13 protein-coding genes and 1 riboswitch are annotated in these 17,434 nt (G+C 40.2%); of the genes, 2 read left to right on the top strand and 11 right to left on the bottom strand.

Going from position 1 to position 17,434, the window contains the following annotated elements; translation table 11 throughout:
- Positions 1 to 13: 13 nt before the first annotated feature.
- Together NST13_RS03400 and NST13_RS03395 are read right to left on the bottom strand one after the other, a co-directional pair.
- Positions 14 to 1,708: an ABC transporter ATP-binding protein gene (locus NST13_RS03400; RefSeq protein ID WP_342581414.1), complete on the bottom strand. Its 1,695-nt coding sequence runs from the start codon at positions 1,706 to 1,708 to the stop codon at positions 14 to 16.
- On the bottom strand, positions 1,701 to 2,459 hold the full coding sequence (locus NST13_RS03395) for a MerR family transcriptional regulator (protein ID WP_340714496.1): 759 nt from the start codon (positions 2,457 to 2,459) through the stop codon (positions 1,701 to 1,703). Before NST13_RS03395 ends, NST13_RS03400 begins: the two co-directional genes overlap by 8 nt.
- A 447-nt stretch (positions 2,460 to 2,906) precedes the next feature.
- Here NST13_RS03395 and NST13_RS03390 point away from each other — a divergent pair, with 447 nt between their 5' ends.
- Positions 2,907 to 4,304, top strand: coding sequence for a hypothetical protein (locus tag NST13_RS03390; protein ID WP_342581413.1), 1,398 nt, complete (start codon positions 2,907 to 2,909; stop codon positions 4,302 to 4,304).
- 406 nt (positions 4,305 to 4,710) lie between these two features.
- Here the strand turns inward: NST13_RS03390 and NST13_RS03385 are convergent, their stop codons facing one another.
- The 9 genes from NST13_RS03385 to NST13_RS03345 form a co-directional block, all read right to left on the bottom strand.
- A complete protein-coding gene (locus NST13_RS03385; protein ID WP_340715701.1) occupies positions 4,711 to 5,991 on the bottom strand; it encodes an IS4 family transposase in 1,281 nt (426 codons plus the stop codon).
- A gap of 279 nt (positions 5,992 to 6,270) precedes the next feature.
- Positions 6,271 to 7,533, bottom strand: a complete 1,263-nt coding sequence (ltrA, locus tag NST13_RS03380) for a group II intron reverse transcriptase/maturase (protein ID WP_342581812.1) — start codon at positions 7,531 to 7,533, stop codon at positions 6,271 to 6,273.
- 592 nt (positions 7,534 to 8,125) lie between these two features.
- Positions 8,126 to 9,064, bottom strand: a complete 939-nt coding sequence (gene metA / locus NST13_RS03375) for a homoserine O-succinyltransferase (RefSeq protein ID WP_340714484.1) — start codon at positions 9,062 to 9,064, stop codon at positions 8,126 to 8,128.
- 94 nt (positions 9,065 to 9,158) lie between these two features.
- A riboswitch (SAM riboswitch) is annotated at positions 9,159 to 9,266 on the bottom strand.
- A gap of 65 nt (positions 9,267 to 9,331) precedes the next feature.
- Entirely contained in the window at positions 9,332 to 10,084 is a 753-nt protein-coding gene (locus tag NST13_RS03370) for a nucleoside-diphosphate sugar epimerase (RefSeq protein ID WP_342581412.1), read from the bottom strand.
- Positions 10,066 to 13,839, bottom strand: a complete 3,774-nt coding sequence (locus NST13_RS03365) for an AAA domain-containing protein (protein WP_342581411.1) — start codon at positions 13,837 to 13,839, stop codon at positions 10,066 to 10,068. Before NST13_RS03365 ends, NST13_RS03370 begins: the two co-directional genes overlap by 19 nt.
- 110 nt (positions 13,840 to 13,949) lie before the next feature.
- The gene (locus tag NST13_RS03360; RefSeq protein WP_342469407.1) at positions 13,950 to 14,378 is read right to left on the bottom strand and encodes a thioesterase family protein; all 429 of its coding nucleotides are present in this window, start codon (positions 14,376 to 14,378) and stop codon (positions 13,950 to 13,952) included.
- A 258-nt stretch (positions 14,379 to 14,636) separates the two neighbouring features.
- Positions 14,637 to 15,215, bottom strand: a complete 579-nt coding sequence (locus tag NST13_RS03355; RefSeq protein WP_342581410.1) for a transcriptional regulator — start codon at positions 15,213 to 15,215, stop codon at positions 14,637 to 14,639.
- Positions 15,216 to 15,333: 118 nt separating this feature from the next.
- On the bottom strand, positions 15,334 to 15,630 hold the full coding sequence (locus tag NST13_RS03350) for a YxcD family protein (RefSeq protein WP_342469409.1): 297 nt from the start codon (positions 15,628 to 15,630) through the stop codon (positions 15,334 to 15,336).
- Positions 15,618 to 16,088: a hypothetical protein gene (locus tag NST13_RS03345; RefSeq protein WP_342581409.1), complete on the bottom strand. Its 471-nt coding sequence runs from the start codon at positions 16,086 to 16,088 to the stop codon at positions 15,618 to 15,620. The genes NST13_RS03350 and NST13_RS03345 overlap by 13 nt, the downstream gene beginning before the upstream one ends.
- A 270-nt stretch (positions 16,089 to 16,358) precedes the next feature.
- Here NST13_RS03345 and NST13_RS03340 point away from each other — a divergent pair, with 270 nt between their 5' ends.
- The gene (locus NST13_RS03340; protein WP_342469412.1) at positions 16,359 to 17,339 is read left to right on the top strand and encodes a diaminopimelate dehydrogenase; all 981 of its coding nucleotides are present in this window, start codon (positions 16,359 to 16,361) and stop codon (positions 17,337 to 17,339) included.
- Positions 17,340 to 17,434 lie beyond the last annotated feature (95 nt).

Genomic DNA, 17,434 nt, shown 5'->3' with positions numbered 1-17,434 from the left:
GTCCCGGCCTTTATTAAGTAATGTTTTCCCAAAGCTGTTTGTAATAAGAATGATTTTTTAATAATTCATGGTGAGTGCCCTTTCCTGAAAGATGGCCATCTTCAAAAACAAGAATTTGATCAGCATTTGTAATAGTGGATAGTCGATGAGCGATAACTATCGTTGTTCTCCCCTTCATTAAGTTCGATAAGGCAAGTTGTACTTCCCGCTCGGATTCATTGTCAAGGTTGGAAGTTGCCTCGTCCAGTAAAAGGAGCTGAGGGTTTCGTAAGATCGCACGGGCTATGGCGATTCGTTGCTTTTGCCCTCCCGATAACTTAATACCGTTTTCTCCAACGGATGTATCCAGCTTTTCTGGCAATTTATCGACAAAATCCCAAGCAAAAGCTGCTTTTAACGCTTCTTTCATTTTTTCTTCTGTTGCATTTGGATTACCATACTTTAAATTATCCCGAATGGTTCCATTCAAAAGTGGGGCTTCTTGAGATACGTAGCCAATCAAATTTCGCCATTTATACAAATCAAATTGCGTAATGTCCGTGCGACCATATCGAATGGTCCCTTCCGATGCCTCGTAAAATCGTTCAATCAATGAAAATATCGTTGTTTTTCCACCGCCGCTTTGGCTGACAAAGGCGGTTGTCTTTCCAGCAGGTATTGTAAAGCTCATATTTTTTAATACATCTTTATCAGTATAGCGGAACGTCACGTTTTCAAACACTAAGTCTTGAAGCGTTTCTGGTAAGTCTATCCCTTCTTTTATTTCAATAGGTTCCTTTAAAATTTGCTGAATGCGTTCAGTGGCACCAAGCGCCTTTTGAAGTGCTGTGAAAAACGTAGCCATTTGTGTAAACGGGATGATGATTTGCACTAAATAAATCATGATCGCAACCAGCTCTCCAGCTGAAATATTGCCTGATGCAATTTGTGCTCCACCATACCCGAAAATTAAAATAAGCACCACCATCATAATAAGCGTCATAATTGGCGATAAAATGGCCATTATTCTAGCCTCTTTAACGCCATAGCCATATAGGCCTTCAATATTTTGCGCGCCTTCCTTTGTTTCTTTCTCTTCAGCTTGTGTTGATTTGATTAATCGAATATTGGATAAAATTCTGCCAAGTTGTCCACTAAATTTCGCTAGTTGATCTTGGTTTTCTTTTGCGATTTTGTGCATTTTTGAACCTAGGGGCAGCATGACCACAATTGCAAGAGGTACAGAAATAAGCATTAGAAGGGTCATTTTCCAATCAAGCCAAAGCAAAATTCCGATCGCACCAATGATTGAAAAAATTCCTGTCACAAAACTCACTAGTTGGTCTGTTACAAGTTCTTTCACTATGCTTGTATCTTGTGTAATTCGACTAAGAATGCTGCCCGTTTCGTTTCGATCAAAAAAGGATACTTTTAGTCTTAGCACATGACTCCATAAAAATTTTCGCATGTTCGCAACAACTCGTTCGCCAAGTTTTCGCATAAAAAAGAACGTTAACCCACTGAATATTGCTTGTAAAATCAGAGCAAACACAACAAGCATTAAAGTCGACCAATCGAAATCTTCAACAGAAAAACCATTGATTAAATTTACCGTTAATAACGGAACCGTAAGTCCAAGAGCTGTGTCGAAAAGCCCGAGTACTAATACGAATGCGACTAATTTTTTTGGAAATTGGCTTTTCTTCATCAATTGCCATAATTCATCCATTTTCAGCTTCAAAAAAATCATCCCCTAACACTTGATGCTTAGCCATTTGCTCCAAAAGCCATTGTTCTTCATCTTGCGTGAATGGTGATGGGAAGAGCCAAGTATCTACTTCTAAATTTTCTACATCCTTAAATGCCTCGGCAATTTTGATTAGCAAATCCTGCGGCATAATATTTAACAATTTCCAAATCAACTCTTTTACTTCTTCATCTGGTGCATTTTCACTATAGGCAATTTTCAGTTGGTAGCATGCTTCGATATAACGACGATTAATTTCGACAAAATTCATCTTCATCATTGAATACATTTCTTCTACTATTTCTTCATCGACAAATTTAAGCAAAAACGACTTTTGCTCATCTTCCGTTAGCAATGAATGCATCACAAGAAGAAGCAGTGTAGGTTCAGACACTTGTACTTTTTCATAAATCGAAATAGCCGTATCCAAAGTGTTAATAATGGATTCAATATGTTTTTTCTTTTCTTCAAGCATCGACTTTTGCTCTTTAAGTGAATCGAGCAGCGGAACTTCCTCTTTTAGGAGTGCTTTCATTTCTTCAATCGAAAAATCCAAGTACTTATATGTCGCAATTTTTTGAGCTTCGACAATATTCTCATCATTATACAGTCTTTGTCCGCCATCTGTTAGAGCTGCAGGTTTTAAAATACCTTTCTCGTCATAAAAGCGGAGAGCTCGAATCGTCATCCCTGTTTTTTTAGCAAATTGACCAATTGTATACATATATTTCACATCCTTTTCTTCATTATAAAAGCTCACGTAACGGTAGATTCAATAAAATTTTCACGAAAAATCTATTCCTTGGTACCATTACTTATAAAATGGAGAAATTTCGATGACAGAGTTTCGAGATGTTGACGAAAATAAAGAAGAAATCGAGCAAGAGATTACAGAAGAAGATTTAATGGTGACTACAACATATTAACGTTGTCATCTGCCCTATATACTTGCTGCAGAGCCCCCTCGTTCAAATGAGCTCCGTTTTCTTCCGGTGATTGGGTCTATTCCCGTTACTGCCTCAACACCACTCTTGATATTTCCGACTACTAAGATAAAGTTTACGGCCGTCTCCCTCCAATTTACCAAATAATCCTCCTTCAAAATGTATCCCTTTTAAGCACACACCCATTGGTCATTTGCCTCATATGCTAGACAAAAAAAGAATCGAGGAAGTGACTTATGGGTATTGAGTTGACGGCACTGCATTGGATTTACGTCGTGTTCATCGCACTCATCATCGGATTTATGGTGAAACGGCGGGATACAACTCTTGTTTGTGTGGTTGGAATTTTTTTACTTTCCCTTGTTTCGACTGGTGATTTAGTCGCTTCGATCAGCAAAGTGTTTTCAAGTTTCATTTACGCCATCACCGAACTGTTATCGACCATCATCATCATTTGTGTCATCGTAGCCATGAGCCGTGTTTTGTTAAAAACAGGCATTAATGAAGTGATGGTTTCCCCTTTTACCAAAATCATAAAAAATCCGGCACTCGCCTATTGGACCATCGGGATTTTAATGATGATCATTTCTTGGTTCTTCTGGCCTTCCCCTGCTGTTGCCCTCTTGGGTGCGGTGCTCTTGCCTGTTGCGATAAGAGCTGGACTTCCTGCCCTTGGGGTTGCGATGGCCATGAACTTATTCGGCCATGGAATTGCCTTATCCGGCGACTTTGTCATCCAAGGCGCACCGAAATTGACGGCTGATGCGGCAGGCCTTCCTGTCAGTGAAGTGATTTCTGCGAGCGTCCCACTTGTCATCGTCATGGGGGTTGTAACGACATTTGTTGCATACTTCTTGCTTAGACGCGATATGAAACGAGGCACTCTCGAAATGGTTGGAAATTTTGATGGTGGCGAAGAGAAAGAAGAAGAAGTGGAAGAAAATCTCCTATCAATTCAACAAAAGCGATTTTTCGCCATTTTGATTCCTTTTGCCTTTTTACTAAATGTCGTGGCCATGTCCATTTTTGATTTAACCGGCGGAGACGCGACTGCGTTGATCGGTGGAACGACACTGCTGATTCTGTTGCTTCTTTCCATGTTCGCCCATAAAAATGCCGGGTTGGAAAAAACGACAAGCTATTTGATACAGGGTTTCCAATTTGGTTTTAAAGTGTTTGGCCCGGTAATTCCGATTGCAGCTTTCTTCTATTTGGGGGATTCAGGCTTTTCCCAAATCATTGGGGATTATCTCCCTGAACATTCGCAAGGAATCATCAATGATATAGGGGTGGCTCTGGCATCTGTTGTACCTTTGACAACGGAAATTGCAGCCGTAACCGTTGCGGGCGTCGGTGCCATTACGGGATTGGACGGATCCGGATTTTCCGGCATTTCATTGGTGGGGTCCATTGCCAATCTTTTTGGAGCTGTGATTGGTGAAGGAACGGCCACCCTGACTGCATTGGGCCAAATTGCAGCGATTTATGTCGGAGGAGGAACATTGGTGCCTTGGGCATTAATTCCGGCTGCTGCCATCTGCAACGTGAGTCCGTTTGAGTTGGCAAGAAGAAACCTGGTTCCGGTTGTGATCGGGCTTGTGGTAACAACAATCGTTGCCATGTTTATTATTTAAAATGAAAGAGGCTGGGACATAACTAATAAAGTGAACGAGCTGCAAAAAGATTTTTTGTAAAAAATTGATTGGAGTGACGGGGCGAGTTTCTGTCGCGCACGCTTAGTCGCAAAGCAAAAGCTTTCCTGCGACGAGCCCTCTCGAGACCCCGCAGGAGCGAAGGATTGAGCTCCGAGGAGGCTCGAGCCCAATGTCAGAAACTTATACAACCAATAATTTACAGTTAGTAGGCAACCATCTGGTTGTCTACTTTTAAAAATACTATTCAACCTACAAAGTGTTGATAATTTTCTAAAATCGGCTAAAAAAGGCAATAGGATGCCCGGGGCTTAAATTTTTATTTTTTTAAGCCCCTAATTTATTTACATTTAATAAACAAATAGGTTATATTTATCCTATGTATTGTTTATAGACACCTTTTTTGGTTTAGGGGATACTTTGTTGAGGACAGACCATTCCTTCGTGGGTAGCTTCTCCCAAACCGAATAGGTGTCTTATTTCTTATAATCACTTTCATGATTTTTGTAAACATTCTCTCTCTTTTGATTGGACAATCTTCTAATAATAAGTGAACCATCCTATCTTTTAATTTTCCTATTAAGATATTTGTGTTTACTTGATAATCATGTTTTCGTCTTTTTTTCTTACTCTCCTCATTAATTGTTTCATTGGCATCATTTCTCAATAAACTGACCATATTCGATAAATATATTGATGCATAGAAATCTTGTTCAATTGCGATTTTCGAACTACCCGTGAAATTTTCTATTTCGATTTTATTTTTCACATCATTATATTCTGTTTCAATTCCCCAGCGTTTAAAATAAAGAGATTTAAACTCAGAGATATCAAACTCTTCCTCGGTTAAATTTGTGACAAGTATTTCTTCCGTGCCAGAATCCAGTGGGAATCTAACTACACGAGCAGTAATCACTTGTTTCCTATGTATTATATGAATGTTTTGATCAGCATCTTTCGCTTCGACAATTTCCTTTATCGTATTTTTTTGACATCGCATCACATATTTGATACCAAGGGCATCTAAATAGGCAATAAAATCTCTCGATGGATACCCTCGATCAAATAAAAAAAGATCATTTTTTAATCCAATTTGTACGAGTTCTTCAATCATATCCTTTGCACTATCTCGCTCAGCTACCTTATATGGATTGATTCTAGAAGTAATAATGATTCCATTCTCAAGATCGTAAATACAAGAGGCACTAGCTCTTGCATAACTTGTCTTATGATTTTTTCCATACCCAAAATAATTTCGAAGCTCCTCAGTATCAGGAATTTGGAGCACACTTCCATCGATTGCGCAAAGTCTAAATCCACGATAAGTTTTAAAGGAATTTTCTTCATAATACCAATTCACAATCGCTTTTGTAAGTTTTACAAAAGCGAGAGGAGAAATCTTTTTTCGTGCGGCTGAATAGCCTTGTTTGGAAATACTAATTTCTGATAAATTAAATTTGTCGAAAAAGTCGTCAAGTTCAATTTGGAGGCTCTTTTTAACAAAGTTTAAGCTAAATAGAATAGTATTTTTAAAATTTAACTTCTTTTCTTTTCGTGTAAAATACGTTTCTTTTGTCCGAGATTCAAGCATAAACATCACATCATTCAGCAACTTTCGAGTAATCTCAATTGCCCCTAAAAAAGTACTTTTTGTTTTCAAAAAAACCACCATCCTCGTTTTATTAACCAAAAATTGGATTCTAAAACGATTTTGGTGGCCTTTTTAAAATTACAAGAGGCTTATTACCTAATTTTATAAAAGTTAAATTAAATATTATTTTCCATTAAATGTAACGTTAAGTTGATGACATTGGGCTCGAGCCGGGCCTGCGGAAAGCGTCCCCGGAACGGAAATCAATTTTCTTCAATTATCAATCGAGTAGGAGGGAGCGATTAACTCCCGTCCTCTCACACCACCGTACGTACGGTTCCGTATACGGCGGTTCAATTAAGATAATTGACGCAAGTTTTCATAACGAGCTTCAAGACTTTCCAACCCTTGGTTTCTCCAATAGGAGTTACCAAGGGTTCTGTGTAATATTGGACTATTTGAAATACGCCAATAACTCTTCCGAGTATTTCCCCATTCATACGCTTGCCATTGTGGTACGCCAAGTTGAATAAGGTTGCGTGTCTTTGTTTTCGGTTTCTTCCAGTTCTTCCATAGACACATTCGAAGTCTTCTACGAATCCATTTATCTAATTCAAGGAATATAGATTTGGTGTCTGCTAACGCAAAATATCCACACCATCCCACTAGATATTGATTCAGTTTCTGAATGCGGTATTCCATCGGGTAGGGCATCTTGCGTGATGTGATTTCACGAACTTTATTCTTCATTCGTTTAAGGCTTTCTTTTGCGATACGAACCTTTGGCTCTTTATGATAGGTAAAGCTAAATCCTAGAAACTTACGTTTCCATGGACGGTCGACCGCTGATTTCTTTTCATTTACTTTCAGTCGTAGTTTTCCTTCAATGAATCGTTGAATGCTTGCCATTGTGCGAAGTCCTGCTCGTTTACTTTTCACGTAAATGTTACAGTCATCCGCATATCGAACGAATTTGTGTCCTCTTCTTTCCAATTCTTTATCTAGTTCATCTAGTACAATGTTAGATAGTAGCGGACTTAATGGTCCTCCTTGTGGAGTTCCTTCTAATGTGCTTGACACCACACCATTAATCATGACTCCCGATTGTAAATACTTACGAATCAATTTCAGTAATGGTTTATCTTGGATTCTCTTCGCGAGTGTACCCATTAATCTGTCATGGTTGACCTTATCAAAGAATTTCTCCAAGTCCATATCTACAACCCATCGATATCCATCTCTTATATATTCTTTCGCTTTCCTCACCGCATCATGAGCACTTCGGTTTGGTCTAAATCCGTAGCTGTTTTCAGAGAATGTAGGGTCATACACTTTTGAAAGTACTTGGGCGATTGCTTGTTGAATCAAACGGTCTGTTACGGTAGGGATTCCTAGTAAACGAACACCGCCGTCAGGTTTCGGGATTTCGACTCTGCGGACTGGCATTGGTTCATAAGTTCCCTTGAGAATTGCCTCCTTAATAGATAGCCAGTTTTCGACTATGTGCTGTCGTAGGTTTTGTACGGGCATCATATCTACTCCGTGGCTTCCTTTATTCTGTTCTACACGTTTTAGTGCTTGAAGCATGTTCTCCCGTGACAGGATTTGATTCAAAAGCATCGTTATTCTCCTTCCGTGAATAGCTGTTCTCTTTATGCCAGTGGTCACTCCACCCTCCAAGAGGTCCCCCACGGGATTCACCGCTTCCTTCCTCAAGTGAGGTACTACGTTTTCTGTGTTCATCATGACTCACTGAATGCCAAGGGCTATTCTCTCTTCATTGTTCGGTCCTTCTTAGTTGTTCTAGACCAACTAATACTATGACCTCTGCTGACTTCTGACGGTTCAGCTACTTATCACTAAGTAGGTTATGAAGCGTACTTCACCTATCCGCCAGACCTCCCCGGGTAAGTACATGCACTTTCACACCATCTATCCGCCTCATCTACTCGATATGACCTTCGACAGAAAGAGCTTTGTTTTGTTTTGCAAACTCACTCAATCATACCTAGCCTTATATGAGGTTCGTGTTCCTCGGACCGGTGTTTTGCCTCCAGCTTCCTTCAGATTCCGCGTCACCACGGACACCCTTGCTCTTGGCTAACCTCTACTTCTGTCTTCGGGGTTCGGGACTTACACCCTATAGTTCATGTACATGCCGGGCGCACCAAAAACTGCAGGAATCCTTTTATTTCGAATTCCTGCAGTTATTTTAAATATGATACTCGATTGAATCGTCCACATAATGCCAATCGTAAGGCGTTTCTTGGTAAACGTAGTAGTTCAGCCAGTTGTAGAACAATAAGTGGGCATGGGCGCGCCAAGTATTTTTTGGCTGCTTTGTTGGATCATTATTAGGGAAATAATTTGCCGGTATGTCTATAGGTAAACCTTTCTTTACGTCACGCTCGTATTCTTCCGCAAGCGTTGTTGCGTCATATTCCAAGTGGCCAGTGATCATAATGTGTTTGTTGTCTTTGGATTGGATGATAAAAGGTCCGACCTCTTCCGAATAGCTCAACAATTGCAAATCAGGATGCTGTTCTATTTCTTCGATGGAAACGGAAGTGTAACGGGAATGCGGTGCCACAAATTCATCGTTGAACCCTCGAACCAAATCATTCGTCAAATCCGTAATGGTATGCGCAAATATACCGGAACATTTTTTCGGCAACTCGAATTTTCCGATTCCGAAGTGGTAATATAGAGCGGCTTGTGCAGCCCAACAGATATAAATGATTGAAGTCACATTCTCTTTCGCCCAGTCCAAAATTTCAGTCAACTCTTTCCAATAATGGACTTCTTCAAATTCCATCCGTTCAACCGGCGCCCCGGTGATGACCATTCCGTCAAAGCGGCGGTGCTTGATTTTATCAAAAGTTTTATAGAATGTTTCCAAATGGCTTTTGGATACATTTTTAGGTTCATACGTGGCTGTATTTAAAAACGTTACATTGGTTTGCAGCGGCGTGTTCCCGAGCAATCGCAGCAACTGTAATTCCGCTTTTTCTTTTTCAGGCATCAAATTCAACACCAAAATGTTCAATGGACGTATGTCCTGTGATAATGCGCGGTCCTCTTCCATGACGAAAATCTTTTCGTTTCTCAATATTTCTCCAGCAGGTAAATTTTTCGGAATATTAATAGGCATTCCTCTTGTCCCCCATTCTAAAATATCTTAATAAAAAAACCCTGCTCATTCCAGAAAAGAGAATGAGAGGGTACAAAATTTCCTTGCACGCACTCTCTTATCTCCCAAGGCTGAGCCTTGCTGGAATTAGCACCTTTCTAACATCCGTTAGAGGTTGCTGAAGTTTCATTGGGCCAAGTCCCTCCACTTCTCTTGATAAGAAAGTATAATTCCCATATAAAATTAAGATTATCCTAACATATCCAATAGAGAATTGCAATAATCGAGCTATTTTATTTTGCTGTGAAATTTCTCTAACCAAACCGGATTTTCTATTTCAAAGAGTTCTTTTTCCAAATATTGATCCCAATTTTTTAATAATGTATTCCACACCCGCGGAAAAAATTCCCTGTTTTCAGTGTTCCACACAATAAATTCAATACAGGGCACATCGTTGATTTGTGTATTTTCCAACGATAGGATGGATTTGATTTCTTGATGAACTTCATCCGGCCGATCGATTATTATATTTTGAATTTCCTTTTTAAAAAACTCCACATCCAATGATTCTTCTCCATCATTCATATAACGATACAATTGGTCCGGAAAATCATCAAAATCCAGCACTTCCTCCATATCACCATTCATCATTTGATGATGCACCGGGCTGTACAATAACTCTATTGTCACAGGATCCAATTCCTCTTCAAAGACGCCTTGGGAAAATTGCCGCTTTCCTTTTTCCGTCAGTTGATAAAAGTTGTTTTCCCGTGCAAGCAGACCGTTCTTTTGCATCTTCCGCATCAAATCTTCGATGAATAAGGGCTCCACCAACAAAATTTCACTGAGCTGTTCAGCACTTTCAAAAGCCGATTTTTGGAAGGAGAAAAGCAGAATTTTCATTAAAATGTCCATCACTTTTTTCTGGATGGGCTGATAGGTGATTTCATAGGTATGCATGGGAATACACCAAATGTCCGTATGAACAATGGTTCCCCTGATTTCTTTTTCCAATTGATTTTTTAATTGCTGGAGTTCCATGTCACGGGCTCCTTCGTCATTTTTCGTATTCCTTGTTGCTGTTTTACGACATTAAATAAATGCTGGTACATTTCTCTCGTTTCTTTCTTTTTCGGACGCATTGTAAACATATCGGAACTGCCGACAATCATCAGCAACTCCCGGGCTCTTGACAAAGCCACGTTCAACCGCCGGTAGTCTTTCGCAAATCCGATTTCCCCGTGCGGATTATTGCGGACCATGCTCAACAAAATCACGTCCATTTCCATCCCCTGGAATTTATCGACGGAACCTGTCCGGATATGCAAATGAGGCAAATGCAGTTCTTCCACTAACTGATTGACCCGATTCACTTGCTCCCGATAGTAGCTGATCACCCCGACGGCTTTTAAGGAGTCTTTTTCAAGCAGACCGTTCTCCATCGCTTTGGCCGTCGCTTCATTCAAGTCGATAAGCAGTTTGCGGATCCATTCAAGCTCAGCTTTATTGAACAAGCTGGAGCCTTCTTTCATCCGCTCTTCAAAATAAGCCGGTTGATTTGGCAGGTCGAACCATAACAAGTGTTCCTGCCGTTTTACATAATGTCCATCCAATTTATGGTCTCTAGCTTCATCGGAGTTGTCCAAGCCGCATTGCAACGATTCTTTTCCATTTTCATAGAACGGTGCAATCGTCCGCATAATCTTTTCATGCATGCGATACTGAATCCCGAGCATTTTCTTGTTCGTGGCGGGCAAATGTTTATAAAGCCGTTCAAACAAAGATTCCTCCAACAGCTTCTCCAGTTCCCTTTTTTCTTCAAAGCTGTCCGTTTCCTTCATAATCTCTTCAAGGGTTTCTTCAAACGTATCATCGCCGATCAACGGCGGCAACTGATGATGGTCGCCGACAAGGATGATCTTCTTCCCTTTCAACATTGGAAGCAATAATTCCGGCGGCGTTGCTTTCGACACTTCATCGATGATGACCACATCGAAAATCGGATAGTTGTCCATAAATTCTTTGTTTGCCGAAGCGACACAGGTTGTTCCGATTACATTGGCATGTTTTACGTAAAGTTTCCGAATTTCGTCCAAATCCTGTTCCGTCGCTTGATTTAATAACGAATGCCATTCTTTCTGGATTTCTTTTGTGATCGGCAACATTTCGATCTGCCGTTGGTATTTTTCAATTTGGAGATGGCGTTCCTTGATCCGCTCTTCCGTCTGTTCCAATTCAAGCTCCGGATTTTGTTTCATGATTTGCTGCAGCTGCTCCACTTTCCGTTCCATCATAATCCCTTGACGGTGAAGCTCTTTTAATTCGCTTTGTATGTTGGATAACGACTCCTGGTGTTGGGAAAGTTCTTTTTCCATTTCGTTGATTTCATGATTCAGTTGTGCTTTTTGCTCCTCATAGGAATGGAAACTTTCTTGTTGTTCTTCCAACCGGCCAATCTTTTCCTGCAACGTTTGAATGACCGCTTGAAGTTCATCAATGGACGGAATGAACCCGGTATTTTCTATTGGCAGTTCCGCCAATTCTCTTTCATATTGTTGGATCTCTTGTTGCAGTTGGACCTCTTTTTGTTTATAAGACTGAAGTTTCGATTCATGGAGGCCGAGGTTTTCCAAATATTGTTCGGCCACGGCACTTTTCAATTTTTCAAAAACGAGTTTCGACTCATCGGCCAACGATTGATATTGAACGAGCAACCCGTTCACATATAGCCGCCTTAAATATAGGCCACGGATGGAGGGGATTCCGTTCTGCCAATTGATTTTTCGTTGTTTGAAGGCGAGTGCCAATTTATCCAAAAAGTCATTGACCTCATGTAATGAATAATGGTGGTTCGGCGGGAGCGGGACGGGAACGATGGGTATTTTCAACGTTTTTTGGTTGTATTCGATGGCTTTTTCAATCCGCTTGGAAATTTGGATTGCCGGTTTCAGTTCCATCAACTGTTGGTGAATTTTCTCCATATCCAAAAACAGCTGGTTGATGACAAAACCTCTTCGGATTCCGTAGGTTTCAATGAATCCTTCCACTTCCTCCAATTTTTTGAAGGATTTCAATTGGGCCAGGAGATCATCCACTTCCAATATTTTTGACTCCATGAATGCAATTTCATTGGACACTTGCTGCAATTCGGATTGCGCTTTTTCCAATTTTTCCTTTATTTCAACATAGTGGATGAAATGTTCGCTTTCTTCGATATGTTTCCTTGCTTCATTGATTTCCAGCTGAATTTTATCAAGACCGGTGCTGGACAATGTTTGTTCGATTTCTTTCAGTTTTTCAGACCGTTCATTCAAGGAGGATTGGAATGTTTCAATGGTTTGTTCCGCTTTTTCCTTTTCTTTATTTAAAGCGATGATTTGCTTTTTCAAATTGGAAATTGTGTCAAAAGCCTTTTCCAATTCCTTTTCCGCCTGATTTTTCCGCAAAATCTCCTTTTCCAGTTCGGCCGCTTTTTCCTTCAGGTGATCGATTTGGCTCGTGCATGCTTGAATGCCCTGTTGCAATAGGATTTCCTTTTGATCATGTTGACTGATTTCCTTCGATAACGCATCAAAGGTTTGAGTTTTCCAATATTCCGCCACATTCTCCTCGATGAACTTTTTCCCTTCTTCTTCGATGCTGTCTGTCCGTCCGTAGCGCAAAATGCGGATGTCTTTATTGGATAAAAGCCGGCCAAGTGCATTATCCACCGCCAAATTGGATTGGGAGGCGATCAATGTTTTCAATCCCATTTTCACGTTTTGATAACAGATTTCAGAAATGACCGTTGTTTTCCCTGTTCCGGGTGGTCCCTGAATGACATACAAATCTTCTGTTTCCAGTGCACCCAGCACAGCTTCCCGCTGAAATTCATTCAGATTGTTATGAAATTCGATTTGAAGCCGATTTTTCCGATTTGCCACCTTTGGTTCGTCTTCAAATAAAAAGTTTTCAAGATTCGGGTTTGCCGCAAGCCCTTCCTTTAAATGTTCAAACCCTTTCAAGAGGCGGTTGAGCTGGGATTTTGTCGAGGCGTTGCTGAAAGTGACTTGCTCTGAGGGAAAATCAAATACCTGTTGCTTGGCGAGTTTACTGATTGGCGGACTCAGTTCGATGTCGACGGTTTGTTGTTGGGCATTGGTTTTTACAACTTCCCCGATTTCACTTTTTACGCCTTTGACATAGGCGTTCATTCCTTTTATCTGTTTCCACTCTTTGTTTGTGATGCCACCCAGTTTCAATGTTGCCACGGAACAGTCAGAACTGTACGAAACAGACTGTATTCTTGCTTCAATATCATCGATGTTGGCATTTTTGTATAAAACTTTTAAATAGCCTTCCCAGCTGGTGATCCGTTTATTGACATAATCGTATCTGTCTTTTGCAACCGGCAATTCGGCAATGGTTTTCAGGAATGCCTCCGGATAAGTGTGGCCGTTGATTCTTGTTGGTGCGAAATGGATTCTCATCGATTTTCTTCGATTCGTCTTGACCGGTGTATGTTTTCCCTTAGTCCGGAAGTTTTTGGCGATGAGGCCATTTTTGCTATCAAAAACGCAGTCTATAATCACAACCCGGCCATTCATCTTTTTCGCCAAATTACTATTTTGTTCGTTGTCAAAATAAATGGCCAGGGATAGGGATGTTTCTTCAATGGATTGTTTTTCTAGATATACATGGAAAGAGGATTGCAATTGAAAAAAGGCATGTTCATCGGCAAAGTGTTCCTTGATGGCTTCCCGTGCTGTATTCGTCAACACAATGAAACATTTCATCGCTTCTACCGTTTGTACCATGAACATCCCTCCTTTTTTACTCACAATCGTCATTATAACAAAAATAGATGGACCGTTATAGTTTTGAAAAATAAAAAATGACTAACCCTTTCACTAGTCATTATGTACCCCTATCCCTTTTTTGTCCGGGCAATTTCATGGTATTTTGCATCCCAATCCGGATCAATTTTTCTTAATGGCACCGGTCTAAAGTTTTCTTTTGTCACCAAAATGTTCACCGTTGTACCTGTCGCCGCAACGGAGCCGTCTTCATGCAAGATTTCATAACCGTATGTCGTGCGCAATTTATCATGCTGTTCCACCCATGTACGGACAGTTGCCACTTGTCCATAACGCATCGCTTTTTTATATTGGACATTCAATTCAATCACTGGTGATACAATTCCCATTTCTTCCAACTTTGTATAATCGTATCCCAAATCGCGGATCAATTGGGTTCTGCCAATTTCCATCCAAATGACGTAGTTGGCGTGATACACCACACCCATCTGATCCGTATCGGCATAACGGATTTCCACTTGTTTTTCGCTGACAAACATAAAATCACCTCTCCAACAGTATACCGCATTCAAAAATCGGTGCAAATGGACATCTCAATTTTTTCCAACTATATTTGTTTCGCTCTCTGGCAATAATGATGGATACTTAACCTGATTGCAAAAATAGAAAATTGGAATGAGACTATCATGAAATGGAAACTGCTTATGCGATATATTTCCAGTATTTGGATTATTAAATATTATATTAAAATAAAAAAACTGATGTGAATGGATGTCCGCATTCCATCAGTTTTTCTGTTAAAAGCCAATCAATTGACCAATCATTCGGATATCGTTCATAATATTGTTTTTATTTTTGGCCACATTTTCATACCACATCTCGATGATTTCCATCGCCTTTTCTTCAACCTGCTGATTCTTCTTCATTAATGAAACGATCGTGTCGATGAATTTTGTCCGTTCTTCATAAAATTTCACGCGCATTTCAAAGTCTTTGTTCACTTCCACCTGAAACACTTTTCCGAGGCGGAGGATTCCCAAATTGACATGCTGCTCGGAATAAAGAGTAGAACCGACATAAGCCAATTTTTCATTGAAGGAAATTTGGCCTTCTTTAAAATAAGTGGCCATCAACTTTTCCACTTCCGCCGTCACGGATTCCAATTTTTTGACTTGCGTTTCGGTCAATTCTTTTGTTTGTTCGAACAAAGGCAGCATCGCCAAGGAATCATCGAACAATTCCTTCACCTTTTCAAACCGGTCCTGATCTCGGGGAATATTCAACTGATGAAGAATATTTTCAAACACATATAAACGCTGCAGGTAACCTGTCAGCAAAACGATTCCGTTGTATACTTTTCTGGCATCCATTGTCATCGGTATCCCACTTTCTTTAATCTCTTTTTTTGAACATAACATATTTGGAAAGAAAACGAAATAATCATTTTTTTACTCCGGTATATAAAGAAGGAGGTGCCATCAGGCGACACCTCTTTTAATCCCATTCAATATTGGCGATGATCCCTTCTTCATCATGCAGATCCAAAAGGATTCGGGCGGACATCGCGTCCCTTTGCAATTGTTCTTCAATATAAAGGCGAATGGCTGTAATGAAATTCACCGTGTTATATGGCTCCATTTCACCGTTTACGTAAGCTTCCGCAGTAAAGCCTCTATCATCGTCATACAATAGTTCCACTTCCACATCTTCAGGACGCACATTTTTGAATTTTGCATGGAACAGGCAAACCGCATCCACGATTTCCTGTTCAGACAATGTTATCTTCTCCAATGTTCCGTTACCTCTTTCTCATTTTTGCGTTTTAACATGAAATAAATTTTCATGATGAGATAGGCAATCAATAAAATCGCACCGAGATTGATCATTAATCCCAAAAGGCTTCCAAGAATGCCCATATCCGCAAACAGGCTGCCGAACAATAAGCCGGCAAGTCCGCCTACAAGGAGGCCTTTCATTAATCCGCCGGAAGAGAATCCGCCTTTCGTTGTGGAAGTGCCGGTTTTATTTGAATTTTGATTTGTTGTCGACTTATTAACATTGTTGTTTTTATTAGTGTCGTCGTTGGTTACACGGTTTTTTGAAGGGAATGTCGTTCCGCTGAACCCTTTTTTACCGGATTTATAAGATTTTGCTTCTACTGTCACATCCCCGCTGTCATGAAAAACAACCGCACCAACGTTAGAGAATACCAATGCGAAAGCAAGCAGTACCGCTGAAAGTTTTTTCATTCAAAATCCTCCTATATTTTCTCTTAGGTGTACATAAATTAAGTATAGCAAAATATAGGTTGCGAAAAAACTAAATGCACCTCTTAATTTCTATCATTTCCACCATGGATTAGAAAAAAATGATTTGTCCAAGCGTCGCATCGAATAGTCATTTAGTATAAAAAAAATATAATTTTATGCAAATCATTGTATGAAAATTTATGGTAAAATTATCTTCTGCGAGGTATTATAAAACATATATTTGTTGTTGTTTAGGAGGAAGGAGAACATATGAGTAAAATTCGAATCGGGATTGTTGGATACGGAAATTTGGGTAGGGGTGTAGAAGCAGCAGTTCAACAAAACCCTGATACAGAACTTGTAGCAGTTTTTACGCGTCGTGATCCGCAAACAGTGACGATCAATTCAAATGCGAAAGTCCTTCATGTGGACGATGCGTTATCCTATACAGACGAAATTGACGTGATGATTTTGTGCGGCGGTTCTGCAACAGATTTGCCTGAACAAGGACCATACTTTGCACAATATTTCAATACAATCGACAGTTTCGACACACATGCAAAAATTCCAGAATATTTTGATACAGTAAATGCGGCAGCTGAAAAAGCCGGAAAAGTTGCCATCATCTCGGTTGGTTGGGACCCAGGTTTATTCTCATTGAACCGTTTAATCGGCGAAGCGGTATTACCGGTTGGGAATACATATACCTTCTGGGGTAAAGGTGTGAGCCAGGGCCACTCTGATGCCATCCGCCGTATTGAAGGTGTAAAAAATGCGGTACAATATACAATTCCAATTGAAGATGCGGTGAATCGCGTACGCAGCGGCGAAAATCCTGAACTTTCCACACGCGAAAAACATGCCCGTGAATGTTTCGTTGTGTTGGAAGAAGGCGCAGATCCAGCGAAAGTTGAACACGAAATTAAAACAATGCCAAACTATTTCGATGAATATGATACAACAGTGCATTTCATTTCCGAAGAAGAATTGAAGCAAAATCACAGCGGCATGCCGCATGGTGGTTTCGTCATCCGAAGCGGTGTGAGCGGATTGGGCGACAAACAAATCATCGAATTCAGTTTAAACCTTGAAAGCAATCCGACATTTACATCAAGCGTTCTTGTGGCATATGCACGCGCTGCATACAGATTAAATCAAAATGGCGACAAAGGTGCAAAAACAGTATTCGATATTCCATTCGGACTGCTATCACCTAAATCTCCGGCCGATTTAAGAAAAGAACTTTTATAATCTTGATTGTCAAAGAGGCTGGGACATAACTAATAAAGTGAACGAGCTGCAAAAAGATTTTTTGTAAAAAATTGATATCACAGAAAATTGATTGG

Source organism: Ureibacillus sp. FSL W7-1570 (assembly GCF_038593265.1).
Classification (GTDB): Bacteria; Bacillota; Bacilli; order Bacillales_A; family Planococcaceae; genus Ureibacillus; species Ureibacillus suwonensis.
This window is presented reverse-complemented; position numbering and strand designations above follow the sequence as displayed.